4 protein-coding genes are annotated in these 23,781 nt (G+C 74.4%); 2 read left to right on the top strand and 2 right to left on the bottom strand.

Annotated elements, in window-relative coordinates:
* Both Sdi02f_RS35290 and Sdi02f_RS35285 read right to left on the bottom strand, forming a co-directional pair.
* On the bottom strand, window positions 1-1,285 hold a 1,285-nt coding region (locus tag Sdi02f_RS35290), incomplete at its 3' end, for a beta-ketoacyl synthase N-terminal-like domain-containing protein (protein WP_245962287.1).
* 171 nt (window positions 1,286-1,456) lie between these two features.
* Complete coding sequence (locus Sdi02f_RS35285) at window positions 1,457-3,466, bottom strand: helix-turn-helix transcriptional regulator (protein WP_108934774.1); 2,010 nt, start codon at window positions 3,464-3,466, stop codon at window positions 1,457-1,459.
* A 553-nt stretch (window positions 3,467-4,019) separates the two neighbouring features.
* Here Sdi02f_RS35285 and Sdi02f_RS35280 point away from each other — a divergent pair.
* Window positions 4,020-5,441, top strand: coding sequence for an acyl-CoA carboxylase subunit beta (locus Sdi02f_RS35280; RefSeq protein ID WP_108934773.1), 1,422 nt, complete (start codon window positions 4,020-4,022; stop codon window positions 5,439-5,441).
* A 64-nt stretch (window positions 5,442-5,505) separates the two neighbouring features.
* Window positions 5,506-23,685 (top strand): type I polyketide synthase, encoded by an 18,180-nt coding sequence (locus Sdi02f_RS35275; RefSeq protein WP_245962286.1) that lies wholly within the window; start codon window positions 5,506-5,508, stop codon window positions 23,683-23,685.
* Window positions 23,686-23,781: the final 96 nt, after the last annotated feature.

The raw sequence follows: 23,781 nt of genomic DNA, 5'->3' as shown, positions 1-23,781 counted from the left end.
TCTGGGTGACCAGTTCCACGGCGCCTGTGGACCAGTCGACGCGTGTGGTGGGGACACCTACGTGCAGGGTGGGTGGCACCACGCCTGCGGTCATGGCCTGCACCATTTTGATGACGCCTGCCACACCTGCGGCTGCCTGGGCGTGTCCGATGTTGGACTTGACCGAGCCCAGCAGCAGTGGCCGGTCCGCTGGGCGTTGCTGCCCGTAGACCGCCAGCAACGCCTGTGCCTCGATCGGATCGCCCAGCGAGGTGCCCGTGCCGTGGGCCTCCACCACATCCACGTCGGCGGGAGTCAGCTCGCCCTGGGCCAGTGCCTGCCGGATCACTCGCTGCTGCGACGGACCGTTCGGAGCAGTCAGCCCATTCGACGCACCGTCCTGGTTGACCGCCGAACCCCGCACCACCCCCAGCACCCGATGCCCACGACGCCGCGCATCCGACAACCGCTCAAGGAGCAGCAGCCCGACACCCTCACCCCACCCCGCACCGTCCGCGTCGTCCGAGAAAGACTTGGAGATGCCGTCGGCCGAGAGCACCCGCTGGCGGGCGAACTCCACCAGGATCGACGGGTAGGTCATCACCGTCACCCCGCCCGCCAGGGCCAAGGAGCACTCACCACCACGCAACGCCTGCGCCGCGAGATGGATGGCGACCAGCGACGACGAACACGCCGTGTCCACGGAGACCGCCGGCCCCTCCAACCCGAACACATACGAGATCCGTCCGGCGGCGACACTGGCCGCGCCGCCGATGCCGACGTAACCGTCCAGCGTGGCCGGGTTGAGGTTTCCGGCGCTGTCGTAGTGGTGGTACATCATGCCCGCGTACACGCCGGTGTCGCTGCCGGCCAGTGAGTGGGGGTTGATCCCCGCGTGCTCGAAGGTCTCCCAGGCCGTCTCCAGCAGGATGCGCTGCTGCGGGTCCATGGTGGTCGCCTCGCGGGGCGAGATGCCGAAGAGGTCGGCGTCGAAGAGGTCGGCGTCGTGCAGGAAATTGCCCGCGCGGGCGTACGTGTGCCCGGCCGCGTCGGGGTCGGGATCGTAGAGGTCCTCGGGCCAGTTCCGGTTGACCGGAAAGTCCGACAGGGCATCACCGCCGTCGGCCACCAGGCGCCAGAGGTCGGCGGCCGAGCGGATGCCACCGGGGTAGCGGCAGCCCATGCCCACGATCGCGATGGGTTCCGACGAACCAGCAATCAGCTGTTCGTTTTCGTGGCGAAGTCGCTGACTTTCCTTCAACGAGGCCCTGAGTGCCCGCACGAGGTCGTCCTGCGAATTACTCACACACTCTCCCACGGTTGATCGCGGACGAGCCAAAATGGCACCACTACAGGCCTCGCCGGATGAATGGGGCGGTGAGCTCATCCGGCCGGCGGGCCAAACAATGGATTTCTCGTCCTCGATTCTTTATGGGCGGGGACGGGGCGGGCAACCCTTAGATCCCGTCGACGCCCCCTAATTCGGGGGTTGCAGAAGCTCGGCGGGCAGGTGGGTCAGTTCGGTACGGCGGCTTATCCCGAGTTTGCGGTAGATCTGCGTGAGATGCTGCTCGACGGTGCTGACCGTCAGGAACAGCTCGCCGGCGATATCGCGGTTGCTGCGTCCGGCCATGGCAAGCAGCGCCACCCGTTTCTGGCTGGCGGTCAGCGCGGTGGCGGCGGTGCGGCCGGCCCGCTCACCCAGGCCGGCGTCGGCCAGGTAGCCGCGTATCCGTGCTTCCAGCTCGGTGTCGGCGCATTCCTCCGCGAGTCGCAGGGCGGTGGTCAGGGTGGCGCGGCCGCGCTGCCGGTCCGCGCAGCGCAGTTGCTCCACGCCGGTGTCACACAATGTGTAGGCGAGTTCGATGCGGGCGCCGGCGTTCTCGTGGACGAGCGCCGACTCGCGCAGCAGGTCGAGCCGGAACGGGGAGTCGGCGAGGGCCGCGGCGCGGCGCAGACTGATGCCCAGGACCCGGGGTGCGGCGCAGGCGCGGGCCAGCCGGATCTCCTCCAGGGCCAGCGCGAGGCCCGCGTGCCGGTCACCCGAGGCTGCCAGCGCGTACGCCGCACCGGAGCGCCAGAGCACGACGACCGAGTTGTCCATCCGCCACGACTTCAGTGCGTTCCCGCAGGCGATGAAGTCGGCGTGGGCCTCGGCGTGGCGTCCCGCGGTCAGGTGCACCTGGCCGCGGGCGTAGCGGTGGTAGAGCCACAGCGCGCTGGTCGGGGGCGGTTCGACCGCGACCCGGTCGAGTACCTCACTGTCGTGCCGGAGGGTGGCCACCAGTCTGCTCCACTCGATCACCAGCCGCCACGGCGACGTGGCGAACTGCTCGGCAGCCAGTTCCAGCGCGAGCGCGTTGTGCCGAACCGATGCCTTGAGTGAGCCCAGTTGGCGCTCCACGGTGGCCTGAATGGTCAGGAACAAGGACTGCCAGGCGACTCCGGAGCTGCGGCGGGCCTGCTGGGCGAGCCGTCGGCTCCAGGTCGCGGCGCTCTCCAGACGGTCGGCGTGCAGCAGTGCCCAGATGGCGGCCAGCGCGCCGTGAAAGGTGCGGGGGCCCAACTCCAGGGCGGTGAGAGCCCATTCGGCACGCGGAGCCACCTCGTAGGCGGGCATCCCGTTGAGCGCCGCCGCCAGCGCTTCGGTGGCGACCGTCAGCGGAGGGGTGTCGCCGATTCCGTTCCAGGTGCCGGCCGTCGGGGCGGGCGGCGTGCCGAGCTCGCCCGGGTACAGGCATCTGATGAGCGTGCGCACGCTGTGGAAGGAGGCGGCGTCGGCGTCGGACGGCAGTGGGCCGCGCAGCAGGGAGAGTGCAGCGCCGCCCTGGCCCACCCAGCACAGTTGCTCGGCGAGGAGCAGCCGTGAGGGGGCGTCCAGCCTGCGGCGAACGGCGGCGCGCAGCCGCGCCAGTACCCAGGGGTCCGGTGACTCCGGCGGGGTGTCCGTGGCGCCTTCGAAGAGGTGCAGCAGCCAGATCTGCACCGCCGACCAGCGCGGCGACTCGACCAGGCGGTCGAGCAGCCGCGCGGCGAGCCGGCGGCGGGCCGGAGCGTGTCTGAATCGCACCGGCATGGCATCGTTGTCGACGAGGCCGTGTTCGGCGAGGACCGCCGCGCAGCGGTCGAGCCGGGACGAGGGGACGCGGGCCAGTCCGGCGAGACGTTCGCAAGGCACCGTACCGGTGGCGATGCTCAACAGCAGTGCCACGGGCAGCAGTTCGTCATCGAGGTGGTCGGCGACATGGGCGACGGCGCGCGCGAGCCGGGGGCCGTCCGCCATGCGGACGGCGGCGACGCGACCGGCCTCGGGTACGACCTGCCCCGGAGGCAGGTCCATCAGGTCCTCTGTCAGCGCGTGGATCAGGGGCTCGACGCCACCAGTGGCGTCGAGCAGGGCGTGAACGAAGGCGACATCGGGAACGCGGCCGAACGCGGAGGTGAGCGCCTTGCGTGCGATCGGCCAGCTCGTGCTGGTCAGCGGCATGACCGGGCCGGACCGGGGTCGAGGAGCAGCGAGAGCACGGAAACGGATAAAGGTCTTAAATCCATCAACACCTCCCCATGTCCCTCGCGCCACGGGCCACGGACCCCGGGGGCGAGGTGCGGAACACTGCGTACGGTCGCCGATATTAACCCTGTTCATCCGTCGGGCCAATGGGCCCAGGCGGGGGAGAGCGCGGCAGGGAATTCTCTGCGCCATCTCTCGCCAATCGTGCAGTTCATCCCGATGTAACTAGCAGGTTATGCCTGGGAAACTGGCGGTTGCGGGGAGGGCCGCGCTCCAATCCCACGCCGGTCTCCTGGGCGGCACTTGCGTAAGCAAAACTGCTAAAGCCGGGGGGCCTCCGCTCTGCGGGAAAGAATGAGGGCAGCCACTGCGCATGCGGCACCTCGGGTCATCGCACACCTGCCGCATCCGAAAACCGTGTGCGCGGGAAGCGCATTGTTAGGGGGCGGGTAGGGGCTGACGGACCCGTCGGCTTCCTCCTTATTCTGTGTTTGGCCCATCCGCCGGTGACCTGGAAGAGGAACTCGCGATGGCTCTGATCCCGGCTCCGTCCACGCCCACTTCGGACGGCACCGATTTCCGCGACCCGGACCTGCGTCTTTCGGGACTGCTCGACCCCGGGTCCATGGCCCCGGTCGGTCCGGTCGACGGGTGCGGCGTGACCCGGGTGACGGGTCTGATCGACGGCGCGCCCGTGGTCGCGTTCTGCACCGATGCCACGTCCATGGGTGGCGCGCTCGGGGCGGCCGGTGCGGACCGTATCGTCGAGGCCATCGAGTTCGCCGTGGAGCACGGCCGGCCCGTGATCGGGGTGTGGCACTGTGGCGGCGCCCGGCTCACCGACGGTGTCGAGTCCATGGACGGCGCCGGGCGCATGTTCCGGGCCATGACCGCAGCCTCCGGCCGGGTCCCGCAGATCTCGGTCGTGGTCGGTCCGGCCGCCGGCGCCGCCGCGTACGGCCCCGCCCTCACCGACTTCGTCATCATGTCCGAAGCGGCCCGCGTCTTCGTCACCGGACCCGACGTGGTACGTGCCGTCACCGGCGAGACCATCGACATGGCCGGGCTCGGCGGCCCCGAACCGCACGGGACGCGCTCCGGCGTGGCACACGTGGCCGTCGGGTCCGAAGCGGAGGCCTACCGCACGGCGCGCGCCCTCACCGGCTACTTCGCCCGGCCCGGCGCAGTGGCCCCCGGCACGCTCGGCGACTGCGCCGACCCGGCCGGCCTGCTGCCCGAGTCGCCCCGGCGCGCCTACAACGTGGTACCGCTGGTGCGGGCCCTGCTCGACGACGACACGTTTCTCCAGATCCAGCCCCGCTGGGCCCGCAACATGGTGGTCGGCCTCGGCCGGCTGGCCGGCCGCTCCATCGGTGTCGTGGCCAACAACCCGCTGTACAAGGCGGGTTGTCTCGACTCGCTGTCGGCGGAGAAGGCGGCGCGGTTCGTGCGCACATGCGACGCCCTGGGAGTGCCGCTCCTCGTGGTCGTCGACGTGCCCGGATATCTGCCCGGTGTCAGCCAGGAGTGGGACGGCGTCGTGCGGCGCGGCGCCAAACTGCTGCACGCGTTCTCCGAGACGGTGGTCCCCCGGATCACGCTGATCACCCGGAAGTCGTACGGCGGTGCGTACCTGGCCATGAACTCCCGTCCTCTGGGCGCCGACGTGGTCTTGGCCTGGCCGGACGCCGAGGTGGCGGTGATGGGCGCGGAGGCCGCGGTCAACGTGCTGCACCGCCGTGTGCTCGCCGCTGCTGACGCCGCCGAACTGCCCGAACTGCGCAGGCGCCTGATCGGGGAGCAGCAGCGCAAGGCCGGCGGCCTCGGGCGGGCGCTGTCGCTCGGCGCGGTGGACGAGGTGGTGGCTCCGGCCGACACCCGGCGCCGCCTCGCCCGGGCACTCGAGGACCTGCCCCCGCGCCGCGGAGCGCACGGCAACATCCCGCTGTGAACATCCGCTGTGAACTTCCCGCTGTGACGCGCCCTTACGACCGGAGAAACGCGTGGTGAATGCTATGCAGCTGCTGTCCACCGAACCCCTGGCGGTGACCGGTCTGGCGCTCCCGGCCGCGGACGGGGAGCCGGTGCCCGCCCCCGCCGTTCTCACGGCGCTGGGAATCGGCGACGGCGATGTCACCCACCCCAGGCTGCTGCGGCGGGTGTGGGAGGCGCTGGAGGATGCCCGGACCGTGCCGTCGCGGCTGCGCGGCACCCCGGTCACGCTGCTGCTGGCCGACGGCGCGGACGAGGTGCGCCGCGCGTTCGGGCTCGCCCACGACGACTGCGACGACGACTGCGACGACGCCGGCGGCAACGGCGGCGGCAACGGCGGTGACGGTGAAGGCGGCCGTCACGGCGACAGCGGCGGTTTGACACTCGCCGGCGGGCCGGACGGCATCGTGGTGCTGCGCCCACTGGCCGGGGCACTGGCCGACGGCGACCCGATCCGCTGCGTGGTCGGAGCCATGGCCGCAGCCGGGACGGGCGCTGAGAGCGGAGAGGCGGACGGCGGAGAGGCGGACGGCGATCTCGCCGAACACGTCCGCGCGGTGCTGGCGCCGTACTGGTCCGGTCTCCCGCTCACTGTCGGGCCGGCGCCCGCCAGTCCGGCGGAGGAGCCCGGCAACGGACCGCTGTCGCCGCCCTGGGTGCTGTCCGCGCCCACCCCGGCCGGCCTCGCCGCCCGCGCCGCCGACCTGCGTGATCTGCTCGTCGGCCCGGCGGCTCCCGCCTCCGCCTCCGCGCCTGCACCTGCACCGCGCGATGCCGACCTGGGCTGGTCGCTGGCGACCACCCGCGAGGAGTTCCCGTACCGGGCTGCGGTTTTCGGCGCCGACCGGGCCGCCGCCCTCGACGGGCTGGCCCGCGGGGAGCACGGCACGGGTAGCGCCACCGGGTTCGCCGAAGTACCGCCCGGTGTCGTGTTCGTCTTCCCCGGCCAGGGCCCCCAGTGGCAGGGCATGGCCGTGGAACTGCTCGACACCCATGCGGTGTTCGCCGCCCGCTTCCACGAGTGCGCCCAGGCCCTTGAGCCGTATCTGACCTGGCGGATCGAAGACGTGCTGCGTGGCGCGCCCGGCGCGCCCGCCATGGTCGCGCTCGACGTCGTACAGCCGACGTTGTTCGCGGTCATGGTGGCGCTCGCCGCGATGTGGCAGGAACTCGGGGTCCGCCCGGCGGCCGTGGTCGGACACTGCCTCGGCGAGGTCGCCGCCGCCTGCGTCACCGGGGCGCTGTCGCTGGACGACACGGCCCGCGTCGTCACCCTGTGGAGCCAGGCCCAGGCCACCCTCGCCGGACACGGCGACATGATGTCGGTACCCCTGCCGGCCGAACGGGTCACGGAGCTGCTCGCCGACTACGGCGGCGATCTGGAACTGGCCGGAATCAACGGCCCGGCCCTGGTCACTGTCTCGGGGCGGGCCACCGCGGTCGACGACCTGCTGACCCGGCTGCGTGCCGAAGGAGTCCGTGCCCGCAAACTCCCGGTCGGCTTCGCGGGCCACTCCGTCCAGGTGGAGACGCTCCGCGAGGGCCTGATGGCCGATCTCGCCACGCTGCGTCCCCGGCTGCCGCACGTGCCCTACTTCGCCACGCTCGACGGCGTATGGCTCACCGACGACCGGCTCGGCTCCGAGTACTGGTACCGCAATCTGCGCGAGTGCGTCCGCTTCGACCGGGCGGTGGGCGAGGTCCTGGACGCCGGCCACCGGATCTTCTTGGAGATCAGTCCGCACCCGGTGCTCACGCTCGCCGTGGAAGAGGTGATCGCACAGCGCGGCGTGGACGCCACCGCGCTGGCCGGCCTGCGCCGCGACGCGCCGGGCGCCGATCGGGTCGCCGCCGTCCTCGCCGAACTGTACGTGCGCGGAGTGCCGGTCGACTGGCGGGCCGCGTACGCGGGCTGGCGGCCGCGCACCGTGGCGCTGCCCGGCTATCCGTTCGACCGGGCCGCCGGTACCGCCGGCGCGGTGGCCGACGGGCCGCATCCGCGCTGGGCGGCACTGGCGCCCGACGACCTCGACGCCGAGCTGCTGGCGCTGGTCCGGGCGGAGGCGGCCGCGGTCTGCGGCCAGGAGCCGGAGCCCGCTCTGACGTTCTGGGAGCAGGGCTTCGAGTCGGTCACCGTGGTGGAACTGCGCCGGCGGCTCGGCGACGCCATCGGGCTGCGGCTGCCGGTGACCCTGCTGTTCGACCACCCCACTCCGCTCGCCGTGGCCGCCCGGCTGCGTGCCGAACTGACCGGCGCCACCGAACCGGCGTCCGCCCCCGGGCCGGCGCACCCCGGCAACACCCCGCACCCTGGCGGCGCCGACGACGATCCGGTCGCCGTGGTCTCCATGGCCTGCCGTTTCCCGGGCGGCGTGCGCACCCCCGAGGAGTTCTGGCAGCTGATCGTCGCAGAGCGCGACGCCGTCGGCCCGTTTCCCGCCGACCGGGGTTGGGACGACTGGACGGGGGAAGGCGAACTCGCCCAGCAGGAGGGTGGGTTCCTCGACGTCACCGGCTTCGACCCGGCGTTCTTCCGGATCTCCCCGCGTGAGGCACTGGTCATGGACCCGCAGCAGCGCCAGCTGCTGGAAGTCGCATGGGAGACGTTCGAGCGCGCCGGCATCGTTCCGGACACGCTGCGCGGTGCACGAGTGGGCGTGTTCGTCGGCGCCATGGCCATGGACTACGGCCCGCGTATGCACGAGGCCGGCAACGACGCACAGGGCTATGTGCTGACGGGCAACACCGCCAGTGTCGCCTCGGGGCGGCTCGCCTACACCTTCGGCGTGCAGGGTCCGACCGTCACCGTGGACACCGCCTGTTCCTCGTCGCTGGTCGCCCTGCATCTCGCGGTCCAGGCCGTGCGCACCGGCGAGTGCGCCATGGCACTGGCCGGCGGTGCCACCGTGATGTCCACCCCGGGCATGATCGTCGAGATGGGCCGGCAGGGCGCGCTGTCCGCCGGCGGGCGGTGCCGCGCGTTCTCCGCCTCCACCGACGGCTTCGGGCTCAGCGAGGGCGCCGGTCTGGTGCTGCTCGAACGGCTCTCCGACGCCCGGCGCAACGGCCACGACGTACTCGCCGTCATCCGCGGCAGTGCCATCAACCACGACGGGGCGTCCAACGGTCTGACCGCGCCGAACGGGCTCTCGCAGCGCCAGGTGATCCAACAGGCACTCGCCGCCGCCGGGGTCGGCCACGCCGACGTCGACCTCATCGAGGCCCACGGCACCGGCACCACGCTCGGCGATCCGATCGAGGCCGAGGCGCTTCTCGACACCTACGGCCGCGGGCGTCCGCCCGGCAGTCCCGTCCGGCTCGGCTCGGTGAAGTCCAACATCGGGCACACCCAGGCCGCGTCCGGCATCGCCGGGGTGATCAAGGCGGTCCTGGCCATGCGGTACGGCGTCATGCCCCGCAGCCTGCACATCACCGAGCCGACCCCGCACGTCGACTGGTCCTCCGGTGACGTCTCGCTGCTGACCGCCACCGTCCCGTGGCCCGAGCTGGACCGGCCGCGCCGTACTGGCGTCTCCTCGTTCGGCATCAGCGGCACCAACGCCCATGTGATCCTCGAAGGCGCCGACGAGCCCGCCACGTCGGGGGCCGCGGACGGCGCACCGGTGACGGACCCACCAGTGACGGACCCACCGGCGACCGCCGTACCGGTGGTGCTGTCCGCGCCGACAGCGGGCGTCGTGCGCGAACAGGCCGCCCTGCTGCGCGACGCGGTCGCCGCCGACCCGCGGACCCGGCCCGCCGCGCTCGGCGCCGCGCTGGCCCGGTCGCGCACCGTGTTCGGCCACCGGGCCGCCGTGCTCGCCGCCACCCGCGAGGACCTGCTGGCCGGCCTCGACGCGCTGGCCGACGGTCTCCCGGCGGCCGGAGCCAGGACGGGTGAGGCGGTCGCCGGCCGACCGGTGTTCGTCTTCCCGGGCCAGGGCGGGCAATGGGCCGGCATGGGGCGCGAACTGCGCGACGCCTCGCCGGTGTTCCGCGAGCGGCTGGCCGAGTGCGAGGCGGCCCTCGCACCGTATGTCGACTGGACCATGGACCAGGTACTGGCGGACACGCCGGAGGCGGCGGCCCTGCTGCGCCGCTCCGACGTGGTGCAGCCGGCGCTGTTCGCGGTCATGGTGGCGCTGGCGGCCGTATGGCGCTCCTACGGTGTGACACCGGCCGCGGTGATCGGGCACTCCCAGGGTGAGATCGCCGCCGCCTGCGTGGCCGGCGCGCTGTCGCTCGACGACGCGGCCCGGGTGGTGGCGCTGCGCGCCTCGGTGCTGATGGACGTGGCCGGCACCGGCGGCCTGGTCTCCGTGCAGGCCGACGCCGAGCGGGTGGCGGAGCTGCGCGCCCGGTTCGGGGACCGGCTGGAGGTCGCGGGGCTGAACGCGCCGACGCTGACCGTGCTGGCCGGTGCCACGGCCACCCTCGACGCCTTGCTCGAACTGTGCCGGGCAGAGGGCGTGCGCGCCCGCCGGGTCGACATCGACTACGCCTCGCACAGCTCGGCCATGGCCGGGCTCGGCGACCGGCTGCTGCCGCGGATCGACGGCATCCGCCCGCGCTCCGGCCAGGTGCCGCTGTACTCCACGGTGACCGGCGCCCGGCTCGACACCGCCACCATGGACGGCGCGTACTGGCTGCGCAATCTGTGCTCCCCGGTCCGGTTCGCCGACGCGCAGCGGGCACTGATCGCGGACGGCCACCGGCTGTTCGTCGATGTCGGCGCCCACCCCGTGCTGACGGTGGCGATCCAGGAGAACCTGACGGCGGCCGGGGTGAGCGGGGCAGCGCTCGGCACGCTGCGCCGCGGCGCGGGCGGCCCGGCCCAGATGCTGACGGCGCTGGCCGACGCGTGGGCGCACGGTGCCGCCCCCGACTGGGACGCCGTGTTCCCCGGCGAGCGCGGCGACGTGTCCGTGCTGCCCACCTACCCGTTCCAGCGCGAGCGGTACTGGCTGGCCCCGGGGGACGGCCACGCCCGCGGGGGATCCGTCTTTGGCGCGGTCGCCGTCGACCACCCGCTGCTGGAGGGCCGGATGACACTGGCCGACGGCGACCGCTCGGTGCTCACCGGGACGGTGTCGCTGGCCGCCCACCCGTGGCTGGCCGGGCACGCCGTGGGCGGCGGCGTGCTGCTGCCCGGCACCGCGCTGCTCGAACTGGCCACCCAGGCCGGCGACGGCGTGGGCTGCGATCTCGTCGAGGAACTGGTGCTCGAAGTGCCGTTGCCGCTCGACGAGGACGCCGCTGCCTCGCGCATCCAGATCGTAGTGGACTCCGCGGGCCCCGACGGACGGCGCCCGCTGACCGTGCACGCACGACGCTCGGACGACGAGCCGTGGACCCGGCACGCGAGCGGCACGCTGGCCCGTTCGGCGACCGCCGCACCCGACGCCACGCCCGGCGCGGGAGCCGGCCTCATGCCGCCCGCCGACGCCGAGCGGGTCGACCTGACCGGGGCGTACGCGCGGCTGGCCGAGGCGGGCTACGCGTACGGCGACACGTTCCGGGGGCTGCGCGCCATGTGGCGGCGCGGGGACCGGATCTGGGCCGAGGTGCTGCTGCCGGACGACGTCGCCACCGGCGGCTTCCATCTGCACCCGGCGCTGCTGGACGCGGCACTGCATCCGCTGCTGGTCGGCTCCGCCCGTCTTGAGCTGCCGTTCACACTGCGCGGCGTGCGGCTGCACGCCACCGGCGCGACGATGCTGCGGGTCTGCCTGGAGCGTTCCGGGGACGGCCCGGTGCGGCTGTGGGCGGTGGACGCCGACGGAGCTCCCGTACTGAGTGTGGCGGCGCTGACACTGCGCACCGTCACCGCCGGGCAGGCGCCCACCGGCGCAGACGGCCTGTTCCGGATCGCCTGGCGGCCGGTCACGGACGCGGCCGCGGCCGAGGCACCGGACGGCGCCACCGTGCTCGCCGCGCCGGACACCCCGGCCGGCGTCGACCCGGCGAGTGCCGCGCACCAGGTCGCCGAGCAGGTCCTGCACCGGGCACAGGAGTTGCTCGACGGGGCCGGACCGGTCGTCGTCACCACGCGTGGTGCCGTGGCGGCCCGGCCCGGCGAGGACGCCGATCCGGCACAGGCCGCGGTCCGGGGTCTGCTGCGCGGCGCGCAGGCGGAGCACCCGGGGCGGTTCACGCTCGTCGACACGGACGGCAGTCTCGACCCGGCGGCGGTTCCGGCGGGGGAGCCGCAGGTGTGCGTCCGCGACGGTGCGGTGCTGGTGCCCCGGCTCGTCCCCGCCACGGCCGAGGGGATCCTGCCACGCTCCGACAACTGGCGTCTGGACGCCACGGCTCCCGGCACCATCGACGGGCTGGGCGTGGTCGAGGCGGCGGCGCACGGCGAACTCGGCCCACACGAGGTGCTGGTGGGGGTGCGGGCGGCCGGCCTCAACTTCCGGGACGTGCTCATCACCCTCGGGCTGTATCCCGGGGACGCCGCGCTCGGCACCGAGGGAGCGGGCGTGGTGCTCGCCACCGGGCCGGACGTCACCGGCCTGGCGCCGGGCGACCGCGTCACCGGATTCCTGACCAACGGGTTCGGCCCCCGGGCCGTCACCGACCACCGCAAGCTGGCGCGGATCCCCGACGGCTGGACGTACGCGCGCGCCGCCGCGGTGCCCGTGGCGTATCTGACCGCCTACTACGGCCTGGTGGAACTGGCCGACGTGCGTCCCGGCCAGAAGGTGCTGGTGCACGCGGCGGCCGGCGGGGTCGGCGTGGCGGCCGGCCACATCGCCCGGTACCTCGGCGCTGACGTGTACGCCACCGCACACCCCGGCAAGTGGGACACGCTGCGCGCGCTGGGGTACCCGGACTCGCACATCGCGAGCTCGCGCGACGCGGGTTTCGCGGAGGCGTTCGGCGGCGGCTTCGACGTGGTCCTCAACTCACTGACCGGCGAGCTGCTCGACGCCTCGATCGGCGTGCTGCGGCCCGGCGGCCGGCTGCTGGAGCTGGGCAAGACCGATCCGCGTGACCCGGCCGCCCTGCCGGATGTCGTCTACCGGCCCTACGACCTGCTGGCGGAGCCGCCGGCCGAGCGGCTGCACGAGATGCTCACCACCGTCCTCGGGCTGCTGGCCGACGGCACCTGTCCCGAGGCGCCGGTGACCACCTGGGACATGCGCGAGGCCCCGGACGCGTTCCGCCACCTCCAGCAGGCCCGGCACGTCGGCAAGATCGTGCTGACCCTGCCGCCGCCGCTCGACCCCGACGGCACGGTGCTGATCACCGGCGGCACCGGCACGCTCGGGGCCCTGGTGGCCCGGCACCTGGTCACCACGCACGGCGCTCGGCATCTGCTGCTGGCCGGCCGGCGCGGGCCCGCCGCCGACGGCGCGGCCGAGTTGCGCGCCGAACTGGCCGCGCTGGGTGCCACGGTCACCATCGCGGCGTGCGACACCGCCGACCGCGACGCCTTGGCCGAGCTGCTGTCCGCAGTCGATCCCGGCCGTCCGCTGACCGCCGTGGTGCACGCGGCCGGCGTGCTGGCGGACGCCACCGTCGGCAGCCTGACCGACGAGCAACTGCACGCCGTGCTGCGCCCGAAGGCGGACGCCGCCTGGCATCTGCACGAGCTGACCCGCGACCAGGAGCTGGCTGCCTTCGTGCTGTTCTCCTCGACCGCCGCAGTGCTCGGCACGGCCGGGCAGGCCAACTACGCCGCCGCCAACGCGTTCCTGGACGCGCTGGCCCGGCACCGGCACGGTCTCGGGCTGCCCGCGACCGCGCTGGACTGGGGGCTGTGGGCCACGGCGAGCGGCATGACCGGCTCCCTGAGCCGGGGCGACCTGGACCGGCTGCGGCGCACCGGGCTGCGGCCGATGAGCGCCGCCGACGGGCTGTCCCTGCTGGACGCCGCGCTGCGCTGCCCGGCTCCGCAGCTGGTGGCCGCCCGGCTGGACCGTGCCGCGCTGCGGGCCCTGGACACGCCCGATCCGCTGTTCCAGCGGCTGCTGCCCACCACGGTCAGCCGGCCCGCCGCCCAGGGCGCCTCCGGCTGGGCCCGCGAACTGGCCGGCCTCGAAGACGGCGAGCGGCGCGCTGCCGCGCGGCACCAGGTCCGGACACACGCCGCAGCAGTCCTGGGACACACGCCGGAGTCCGTCGGCCCGGACCGCACCTTCCGCGACCTCGGCTTCGACTCGCTCACCTCGGTCGAGCTGCGCAACCGGCTCGCCGCCGGCACCGGTCTGTCGCTGTCGGCCGCCGTCGTGTTCGACCACCCGACCGTCACGGCGCTCGCCGATCACCTGCTGTCCCTGGTGGCGGGCGAGCAGCCGGCGGCGTCCGGGCCCGCAGTGGCCCGCGACACCGGTGACGACCCGGTCGTGGTGGTCGGCATGGCGTGCCGCTTCCCCGGCGGGGTGCGCTCACCCGAGGACCTCTGGCAGCTCGTCAGCGACGGGAAAGACGCCATCGGCCCGCTGCCCGACGACCGCGGCTGGGACCTGGCCGCCCTGCTCGACCCCGCCGGCCGGCCGGGCACCACGTACGCGGAGGCCGGCGGATTCCTGTACGACGCCGGTGACTTCGACCCGGAGTTCTTCGGCATCAGCCCCCGTGAGGCGCTGGCCATGGACCCGCAGCAGCGGCTCCTCCTCGAGACGACGTGGGAGGCGTTCGAGCAGGCGGGCATCGACCCGACCCGGCTGCGCGGCAGCAACACCGGCGTGTACACCGGCGTGGTCGCCCAGGAGTACGGCACCGACCGCCACGACGGCGACGAGGAGACCGAGGGCTACCTGCTGACCGGCCGGACGTCGAGCCTGGCCTCCGGGCGGGTGTCGTACGTGATGGGCTTCGAGGGCCCGGCCATCACCGTCGACACGGCGTGCTCGTCGTCCCTGGTGGCGATGCACATGGCCGCGCAGGCGCTGCGCGCGGGCGAGTGCGATCTCGCGCTGGCCGGCGGCGTCACCGTGATGGCCACCCCGTTCACCCTGACCGAGTTCGCCCGGCAACGCGGCCTGTCCGCGGACGGGCGCTGCAAGGCGTTCTCCGACGACGCCGACGGCACCGGCTTCTCCGAGGGCGCGGGCCTGGTCGTCCTGGAACGACTGGGCGACGCACGGCGCCTGGGACACCGGGTGCTCGCGGTGCTGCGCGGTTCAGCGGTCAACCAGGACGGCGCCTCCAACGGGCTCACCGCCCCCAACGGACCGGCCCAGGAACGCGTCATCCGCCAGGCCCTCGCCACCGCCGGACTGCGCCCCGGCCAGATCGACGCCGTCGAGGCACACGGCACCGGCACCCGGCTCGGCGACCCCATCGAGGCACACGCGCTGCTCGCCACCTACGGGCGCGACCGGCACCGGCCGCTGCTGCTCGGCTCGGTCAAGTCCAACATCGGGCACACCCAGGCCGCCGCGGGCGTCGCCGGCGTCATCAAGATGATCCTGTCGATCGGCGCGGGCACCCTGCCCCGCACGCTGCACGCCGCGACCCCGTCCCGGCACGTCGACTGGTCCCAGGGGCGGGTGCGGCTGCTCGACGAGCCCGCGCCGTGGCCGCACACCGGCGAACCGCGACGCGCCGCGGTCAGCTCCTTCGGCATCAGCGGCACCAACGCGCACGTGATCCTGGAACAGCCGCCGGAGCACGCCGGCGCCGAACCCGGGCCCGCCCCCGCCTCGGGGGTGACGCCGGTGCCGTGGCTGATCAGCGCGCGCGGCGAGCCGGCCCTGCGCGCGCGGATCCGGCAGCTGCGCGAGCTGATCGACGCCGACCCGGGACTCTCCCCGCTCGCGGTGGCCCGTGAACTCGCCGTCGGCCACGCCCAGTTGGAGCACCGTACGTATGTGGTGGGCACCACGGCGCAGGAGCTGCGCCGCCGTCTGGACGATCCGTGGGACGCCGTCGAGGCCGGTACCGCCGCTGTCGCCTTCCTGTTCAGTGGACAGGGCGCGCAGCGGGCCGGGATGGGCCGCGAACTGGCCGGCGCGTACCCGGTGTTCGCCGAGGCGCTGGACGCCGCGCTGGCGCACCTCGAACCGGAGCTGCGCGAGATCATGTGGGGCGACGGGGCCGCGCTGACGCGCACCCGGTGGACCCAGCCCGCGCTGTTCGCCGTGGAGACGGCCCTGTTCCGGCTGCTGGAACACTGGGGAGTGCGCCCCGCCCACCTGCTCGGCCACTCGATCGGCGGGATCACCGCCGCGCACGTGGCCGGAGTGCTCGACCTGGCCGACGCCGCGACGCTGATCACGGCCCGGGCCCGGCTCATGGACGAGCTGCCGGCCGGCGCCATGGCAGCCCTGGAGGGCACCGAGGACGAGATCGCCGCGGCGCTGCCCGACGGCGTCAGCGTGGCGGCACTCAACGCCCCCGGCACGGTGGTGGTCTCCGGCACCCCGGACGCGGTTGCCGCGCTGTCCGCCCGGTGGCGCGAGCGCGGCCGCCGTACCCGCGCCCTGGACGTCAGCCACGCCTTCCACTCGCCCCACATGGACCCGGTCCTGGACGCGTTCCGGGCCGTCGCCCGGCGTCTGACCTACCACGAGCCGAACATCCCGGTCGTCTCGGACCTCACCGGCCGCCCCGCCACGGCAGAGCAACTGTGCGACCCCGAGCACTGGGTGCAGGCGCTGCGCAGGCCGGTCCGTTTCCAGGACGGCCTCGCCGCGTTGGCCGAGCTGGGCACCGAGGTCTTCCTCGAACTGGGTCCCTCCCCGGCGCTGAGCCCCCACGTGCCCGCCCCCGGCGTGGCCGTGCCGCTGCTGCGCACCGACCGGCCGGAGCCCGAGAGCCTGGCGGCTGCGCTCGCTGCTGCGCACACCCACGGCGTGCCGGTCGCCTGGGACACCGTGCTGCCCCAGGCGCCCCCGGTGACGCTGCCCGCCTATCCGTTCCAGCGAGAGCGGTACTGGCTGACCAGTCGCCCGGAGCGGGCCACGGCGCAGGACGCCGGGTTCTGGAACATGGTGGACGGCGGCGACGTCCGGGCGCTGGCTGACACGCTGCGGGCCGACGAGGACGAGGCCGACGCGCTGGCCACTGTGCTGCCCCGGCTGTCCGCCTGGCGGGAGCGCGGTCGCCCCGGCTCCCGGTTGGACGGCTGGCGCCACCGCGTGACCTGGCGTCCGGTGGCCGCGGACCCGGCATCGGCAGCGGCTCCTCGCGGCACCTGGGTCGTGGTGGTCGCCGACGGCGAACCGGACACGGCGTGGCCGGACGCGGTGACCGAGCTGCTGGCCGAGCACGCCACCGTCGAACTGCTGACCCTCGCCGGCGAGCCGGACCGCGAACGGCTCGCCGAGCGGCTGCGTGCCGCCGCGCCGAGCGCGGTGCTGTCCCTGCTGCCGTTGTCGCGGGCGACACATCCCCGCCACCCCGGCCTGCCCTGGGGACTGGCCGCCACGCTCGTGCTGACCCAGGCGCTGGCCGACACCGGCCTGGACGCACCCATGTGGACACTCACCTCGGGCGCGGTCGGCGCAGGCGCCGACGACCCGGTCACCGACGTGGCGGCCGCCCAGTGCTGGGGCCTGGCCCGCTCGGCGGCGCTGGAACACCCGCGCCTGTGGGGCGGCCTCGTCGACCTGCCCGCCGCCCCGCCCGGCGAGGAGCTGCGCGACCGGCTGCGGCTGGCCCTTTCCGGACCCGGCGGCGAGGACCAGCTGGCGGTGCGCACCACCGGACTGTTCGCCCGCCGTCTGGTCCCCGCGCCGGTGGCGGCACGCCCCGGCCCGGACGACGCATGGCGCCCGCGCGGCACCGTGCTGGTCACCGGCGGCACCGGCGGCCTGGGCGCCCATGCCGCCCGCTGGCTGGCCGCGAACGGTGCCGAGCGGCTGGTACTGGTGAGCCGGCGGGGCGCCGACGCCCCCGGAGCCGCCGCGCTCGCAGCCGAGCTGGACTGCCCGGTCACCGTCGCCGCCTGCGACGTCACCGACTCCGGGGCGCTGGACGAGCTGCTCGTCCGGATCCGCGCCGAGGGGCCGCCGCTGCGGGCCGTGGTGCACGCCGCGGGCCTGCCGCAGGACACCCCCCTCGCCGGGACGAGGATTGCCGAACTGGCCGAGATCAACGGCAAGGCGACCGCCGCCGGGCACCTGAGCCGGTTGCTGGCCGACGACCCGCTGGACGCGTTCGTGCTGTTCTCGTCCGTCGCGGCCACGTGGGGCAGCGCGGGCCAGGGCGCCTACGCCGCCGCCAACGCCGCGCTCGACGCGCTCGCCGAGCAGCGTCGCGCCCGGGGCGCCACCGCCACCTCGATCGCCTGGGGGCTGTGGGCCGGGCAGAGCATGGCGACCGACATGCTCGCCCGGGTGGAGCGCACCGGGCTGCGGGCGATGGCCCCCCGGGCCGCGATCGCCGCCCTGCAGACGGCGCTCGACCAGGACGACACGACGGTCACGGTGGCCGACGTGGACTGGCCCAGATTCCTGCGTCTGTTCGCCATCGCCCGGCACCGGCCGCTCTTCGCCGACCTGCCCACCGCGCGAGACGCGGGAGCCCCGGCCCGGTCCGGCGAGGACTCCGTCAACGACGCGGCCGGGCTCGCCGGGCTCGCGCCCGTCGTCCGCTCGGCCCGCCTGCTCGAGCTGGTGGCCGGGCACACCGCGGCCATCACCGGCCGCGCCGCCGATCCCGACACCCGTCGGCCGTTCAAGGCGCTGGGATTCGACTCGCTGATGACCGTCGAGCTACGCAACCGGCTCGCCGCGACGCTCGGCATCGAACTGCCCAGCACGCTGGTCTTCGACTACCCGAGCCCGGCCGACCTGGCCGCACGGCTCGACACACTGATCGCCGGCCCGCCGGCCCCGGACGCCACAGTCCCGGACTCCGCGACGCCGCCGGCGACCACCACCGCGGCTGCCGACGACCCCGTCGTGGTGGTCGGCATGGCGTGCCGCTTCCCCGGAGGCGCGCGCTCGCCCGAGCAGCTGTGGCGGCTCGTCAGCGACGGCGTGGACGCCGTCGGCGCGTTCCCCGCCGACCGTGGCTGGGACGTCGACAACCTCTACCACCCCGACCCCGACCACCCGGGCACCACCTACAGCGACCGGGGCGGATTCCTCTACGACGCCGGTGACTTCGACCCGGAGTTCTTCGGCATCAGCCCCCGTGAGGCGCTGGCCATGGACCCGCAGCAGCGGCTCCTGCTGGAGACCGCCTGGGAGGCGTTCGAGTACGCCGGCATCGACCCCGCCCGGCTGCGCGGCAGCAACACCGGTGTGTACGCGGGTGTCTCGGCACAGGAGTACGGCGGCGGACCCGGCCACGGCCCGGACGACGTGCGCGGGCATCTGGCGACCGGCGGCGCGACCAGTGTCGCCTCCGGCCGCATCGCCTTCACGCTGGGCCTGCACGGTCCCGCCGTCACGGTCGACACCGCGTGCTCGTCGTCGCTGGTCGCCACCCATCTGGCGGCGCAGGCGCTGCGTACCGGTGAGTGCGATCTGGCGTTGGCCGGCGGCGTCACGGTGATGTCCGGACCGGCGGTGTTCCTGGAGTTCAGCCGGCAGCGCGGGCTCGCCCCCGACGGGCGCTGCAAGGCGTTCTCGGACGACGCCGACGGTACCGGCTGGAGCGAGGGCGCCGGACTGCTGGTGCTGGAGCGCCTGTCGGACGCGCGCCGGCTCGGACACCGCCCGCTGGCGATCGTCCGGGCCACCGCGGTCAACCAGGACGGCGCCTCCAACGGGCTCACCGCCCCCAACGGACCGGCCCAGGAACGCGTCATCCGCCAGGCCCTCGCCACCGCCGGACTGCGCCCCGGCCAGATCGACGCCGTCGAGGCACACGGCACCGGCACCCGGCTCGGCGACCCCATCGAGGCACACGCGCTGCTCGCCACCTACGGGCGGGAGCACACCGCCGAGCGGCCCCTCCACCTGGGCACGGTCAAGTCGAACATCGGGCACACACAGGCCGCGGCCGGTGTCGCCGGAACCATCAAGATGATCATGGCGATGAACCAGGGCGAGCTGCCCCGCACCCTGCACGTCGCCGGCCCGTCGAGGCGCGTGGACTGGGACACGGGCCACGTCGCGCTGCTCACCGCGGCGATCGCCTGGCCCGACACCGGCGAGCCCCGCCGCGCGGCGGTTTCCTCGTTCGGCATCAGCGGCACCAACGCGCACCTGATACTGGAGCAGGCCCCACCGCTCGCCGACGCGTCCACGGCGGAGCCCGCCGCCCCGCCCGTTCCCGTGCCGTGGCTGCTCAGCGCGCGCACCGAGCCCGCGCTGCGAGACCGGGTCCGCCGGCTGCGCGCCTTCCTCGACGAGCGTCCCGAAGCCACCCCCGCCCAGGTCGCCCGCGCCCTGGGCACCACCCGGACGCACTTCGAGCACCGGACCTCGGTGGTCGGCGCCACCCGCGACGAACTGGCGCGCCGCCTCGACGGACCGCCCGCCGCCGTACGGCGCGGCGACGGGCACACCGCCGTGATGTTCCCGGGCCAGGGTGCGCAGCGGGCCGGGATGGGACGCGAGCTGTACGCCTCGTACCCCGTCTTCGCGGCCGCCTACGACGAGGTCTGCGCCCATCTCGACCCCCGGCTGCGGGAGATCGTCGACAAGGGCGGGGAGCAGCTCGACCGGACCGAGTTCACCCAGCCCGCGCTGTTCGCGGTGGAGACGGCGCTGTACCGGCTGCTGGAGAGCTGGGGCGTCCACCCCGGCCTGCTGATCGGCCACTCCCTCGGGGAGCTGACGGCGGCCCATGTCGCGGGCGTGCTGAGTCTGCCCGACGCCGCCCGGCTGATCAGCGCCCGGGCGCGGCTCATGCAGGCGCTCCCGCAGTCGGGTGCGATGGCCGCACTGGCCGTGGCCGAGGAGGAGATCCGGGCGGAACTGCCGCCGGGCGTCGGCATCGCCGCGGTCAACGGCCCCGGCTCGGTCGTGGTCTCCGGCGACGCGGCGGCGGTCCTGGCGCTGACCGGCCGCTGGCGCGAACGGGGCCGCAAGACGCGCAGGCTGGCGGTCAGTCACGCGTTCCACTCGCACCACATGGACCCGATGCTCGACGAGTTCCGCCGGGTCGCCGAGGAGGTCACCTACCATGAGCCGGCCATCCCGATCGTCTCCCACGTGACCGGCCGCGAGGCCACCGCCGCCGAGCTGACCGACCCCGGGTACTGGGTGCGGCAGCTGCGCGAGCCGGTGCGGTTCCACGACGGTGTCACCCGGCTGCGCGAACTCGGCGTGAGCGTCTTCCTGGAGGCCGGTCCGGACGCCGTGCTCTCCGCGCTGGTGGAGGGCGCCGACGCCGTCGTACCGCTGCTGCGCGCCGGGCGCCCCGAGCCCGCCACGGTCATGACGGCGCTGGCGACCGCGCACGACCACGGCACGCCTGTCGACTGGGACGCGGTCCTGCCGCCGGCGGCGCCCCTCCGGCTGCCCACCTACCCCTTCCAGCACCGCACGTACTGGCTGCCCGGCGGCCGCACGTCCGGCACCACCGACGCATCGCCCTCCGCGGTCGGGCACCCGCTGCTGCGGGAGCTGATCGAGCTGGACGACGGCGGTGCGCTCTACACGGGACGGGTCTCGCGGCGCGCTCACCCGTGGACCGACGACCACGACGTGTTCGGCACCACGGTCATCGCCGGGGCGACCTGGGTGGAGCTGATCGCCTGGGCGGCCCGCGAGCAGGGCTGCCCCGAGATCGTGGAGCTCAACCACGAGGCGCCGCTGGTGCTCCCGACCGACCGGGTCACGGATCTGCAACTGCGCCTCGCCGCGCCCGGAGCGGACGGCCGGCGGCAGGTCACGCTGCGCTGCCGGGCCGACGGGACGCGCTCCGGCTGGACCGGCCTGGCCCGGGCCGTCGTGACCGGCGGTGCCCCGCTCGACGCGGCTGCCCCCGACACGCTGCGCGTCTGGCCGCCGAGGGACGCGGAGCGGCTCGACACCGAGACGTTCTACCGGCGGTTCGAGGAACATGGGTTCTTCCGCTGGGGCCCCGCGTTCCAATCGCTGCGCACGGCGTGGCGCTCCGGCGACAGCGTCCTCGCCGAGCTGCACTTTCCCGAACACACCGACGCGGGTGGGTACGACCTGCATCCGGCACTGCTGGACGCCTCGCTGCACGCCCTCGGCCTGGACGGCACCCCGGACGGGCTGCTGCCGCCGATCGAGGACGCCGGGCTGCCGACCGAGCGGCCCCGTATTCCGTTCGCCTGGCGACGGGTGCGGATCCACGGCCGGGGTGCCCGGACGGTGCGCGTCCGCATGGTCGCCGCCGCCGACGGCGGCGCCGAGCTGACACTGGCCGACGAGTCCGGGCGGATCGTGGCCGAGATCGGCTCGTTCGTCACCATGCCGATCTCCCGTGACCAACTGCGCGGTTCGCTGACGACCCCGCGGCACGAGTCGCTGTTCCACCTGACGTGGGACCGGATCACGCCACCCGAGCACGACGCCATGCCCCGGGCGGTCCGGCTCGGCGACGAGTACGAGCGCTCGGACGACCGCGCCGCGGCCCTGGCCTCCACCCCGCCGGAAGTCGTCGTGGCGCGGGTCCCCGACGGCGACGACCCGCACTCCGCATCCGCCGACCCGACGTCCGTGCACGCGCGTACCGTTGGAGTCCTGGGACTGATCCAGAGCTGGCAGGCCGCCCCGAAACCGGCGTCGGCCCGGCTCGTGGTGCTCACCCGCGGCGGCGTGACCCTGCCGTCGGACCCGGTGCCGCCCGCACCGGCACACGCGGCGGTCTGGGGCCTGGTGCGGGCCGCCCAGGCCGAGGAGCCCGGCCGGTTCACACTGATCGACGTCGACGAGGAGCCCGCCGACGCGCTGCTGGCCGCGGCGCTGGCCACCGGCGAGACCCAACTGGCGCTGCGCGGCGGCCAGTTCCATCTGCCCCGTCTCGCGCGGCTGCCCGACGCCCCGGCGCAGCGCACCGTGCGCCCGTCCGACCCGGACGGCACGGTCCTCGTCACCGGCGGCACCGGCACGCTCGGCGGGCTGCTCGCCCGGCATCTGGCCGAGCGGCACGGTGTGCGCCACCTGCTGCTGGCCGGGCGACGGGGCGTGATCAGCGACGAACTGCGCGACGAACTCGCCGCGCTGGACGCCGAGGTGACGGTCGCGGCCTGTGACACCGCCGACCGCGACGCACTGGCCGCGCTGCTGGCCTCGGTGCCGGCCGCACACCCGCTGACCGGCGTCGTGCACGCGGCCGGGGTCATCGACGACGCGGTGCTGGCCGAGCAGACGCCCGAGCGGCTGCGGGCCGTGCTGCGGTCCAAGGCCGACGCGGCCTGGCACCTGCACGAACTCACCAAGGATCTCGACCTGTCCGCCTTCGTGCTGTTCTCCGGCGCCGCCGGGGTCCTCGGCGGCGCGGGGCAGGCGAACTACTCCGCCGCCAACGCGTTCCTTGACGGGCTCGCCGCCCACCGGGCCCGGCTCGGGCTGCCCGTCACCTCACTGGCCTGGGGTCTGTGGGAACAGCCCAGTGGTGTCACCGGGCACCTGGACGACGCCGACCGCAGCCGCATCGCCCGCGGCGGTATGCGGCCGCTGCCGACCAGGATGGCGCTGACCCTGTACGACGCCGCGCTCGCCTCCGGCGTCCCCACGCTACTGCCGGCCTGGCTGGACCCGTCCGCGGTGGCCGATCCGGCGGCGGTACCCGCGGTGCTGAAGACCCTGGTACGCGACAGCACACGGTCCGGCGCGGGCGCGACGGGCACCGCGGCGGCCGCACGGGCCGCCGCCGACGACCTGCGCGGGCTCAGCTCGACCGAGCTCAAGCGCCGGCTGCTCGCCCTGGTCACCACACACGTGGCCACGGTCGCCGACCACGCCGCGCAGGGTGTCGAAGCGCGCCGCCCGTTGAAGGAGCTGGGCTTCGACTCCTTGATGACCGTCGAGCTACGCAACCGCCTGGCCGGCGCGACCGGTCTGTCGCTGCCGGCCACGCTGGTCTTCGACCACCCGACCCCGGCGGCGTTGGCCCAGCACCTGCACGATCTGCTGGGGCCGGACGACACCGGCCCGGAACCCGCACAGGAGAAGGTCTCCGACGAGGCCGTCCGTGCGGCGCTGCTGTCGGTCCCCATCGCCGCGCTGCGTGACGCCGGTCTGCTCGACGCCCTGCTGCGGCTCACCGCGCCGGAGCCCGGAAACACCGCGGCGCCGGACGTCGAGGAAGCGGCCGAGTCCATCGACACCATGGACTCGGAGGACCTGATCCGCATGGCGCTCGGCGGAGGCAGGTGAGCAGCGCACCCGAAGACCCCGCAGCGGGGCGGACGTCCCACGAGGAACGTACGCCGACCGGACCACCGCACCCAGGTGACCTGGACGGGTCGCTGC

This window comes from Streptomyces ardesiacus, from assembly GCF_003112575.1.
In the GTDB taxonomy this organism is placed as follows: domain Bacteria; phylum Actinomycetota; class Actinomycetes; order Streptomycetales; family Streptomycetaceae; genus Streptomyces; species Streptomyces ardesiacus.
Note: the sequence above shows the minus strand (reverse complement) of the source record. Positions and strands in the feature narration are given on the sequence as shown.